Source organism: Arsenophonus sp. ENCA (assembly GCF_002287155.1).
Lineage (GTDB): Bacteria > Pseudomonadota > Gammaproteobacteria > Enterobacterales > Enterobacteriaceae > Arsenophonus > Arsenophonus nilaparvatae.
On record NZ_NHNG01000527.1, the window covers coordinates 1 to 1035 of the forward strand.

General features: G+C 36.9%; 3 protein-coding genes. 1 reads left to right on the forward strand and 2 read right to left on the reverse strand.

Annotated features, from left to right (window positions below):
• On the forward strand, positions 1-305 hold a 305-nt coding region (locus tag CBG25_RS13740; RefSeq protein WP_290603625.1), incomplete at its 5' end, for a transposase family protein.
• 50 nt (positions 306-355) lie between these two features.
• On the opposite strand, the gene CBG25_RS13745 is transcribed toward CBG25_RS13740, so the two are convergent.
• The gene (locus CBG25_RS13745) at positions 356-625 is read right to left on the reverse strand and encodes a hypothetical protein (RefSeq protein ID WP_290605691.1); all 270 of its coding nucleotides are present in this window, start codon (positions 623-625) and stop codon (positions 356-358) included.
• Between the two features lie 35 nt (positions 626-660).
• The gene (locus tag CBG25_RS13750; RefSeq protein ID WP_290607309.1) at positions 661-888 is read right to left on the reverse strand and encodes a transposase family protein; all 228 of its coding nucleotides are present in this window, start codon (positions 886-888) and stop codon (positions 661-663) included.
• Positions 889-1035: the final 147 nt, after the last annotated feature.

Here is a 1035-nt window from a genome sequence, read left to right on the forward strand (position 1 = left end):
ATATAATTCGCCATATTCCTCCTGAGGTAACCATCTGGGCAGATACCGGTTTTCAAGGTATAGATAAACAGCATCCTAATACACAAATCCCAAAAAAAGGAACTCGAAAAAGACCTTTATCGCCTGAACAAAAACAAGAAAATAAAATAATCTCGGGCATCCGTATTACAGTTGAACACGCCATCGCGGGTATCAAGCGCCTCGGTTGCATGACCCAAATTTTACGGAATCGTAGACCCTTTATTGATGATACCTTCTTACTCCTTAGCGCAGGTCTTTGGAATTTCCATCTCAGAACAGCGTAAAATTTACTTCAATCACCGAAACACCCTTATTTCACTATTAAGCAACACGCTTAATGAACCATCTCTATTTTTCTACTACGTGTTTTGGCAATCAATGTATCATCGGCAATTAGTACACAAGGGCTTTTTTTGTCTATAGAAGGTTCAACTAATCGCCATAGGTCTTTAGGGCGGAAACATCTACTTTTTAACCATCGGCTAACCGTGTCATGAGATAAAGGCGATGGGCTGACTTCTGATAACGCCAAACTAGAGTATCTTACACTGCTTACTTGCAAGAATATTTTATAAATATCTTTAATGCATGGATAACCGGACAAAATATGAACATCCTGATTTTTTCTTGTTTTTAAATTTATACTTCTTTTTTAGAGACTGCGAAACTCGTGTCTAAACCAAAAAGAAGTCCTTGCAAATCATAGGTCGGATAACATTTTAAATACAATAAAATAAAAAGCAGTTTATCTAGTGGGGTTGGGATAAATCCTTTCTGCCCTGCACCCATCTGCCGCTCGTGATCTTTTCGATTCTTTTTCCGATAAATCAAATAACAAGCTGAAAATTCAGCGGCTAAATTTTTCAATTCTTCGACTGATAATCCAATAAACTAGTTGCTGAATAGAGACTTGCATTTTTTGTCACGCTATTGAGAATAAAAAGAGGTTTAACTTAGAGAATAAAGGTTTGAAATGATCAACAAAGAGCGGCTGTTACGAGATAATCGTTTATG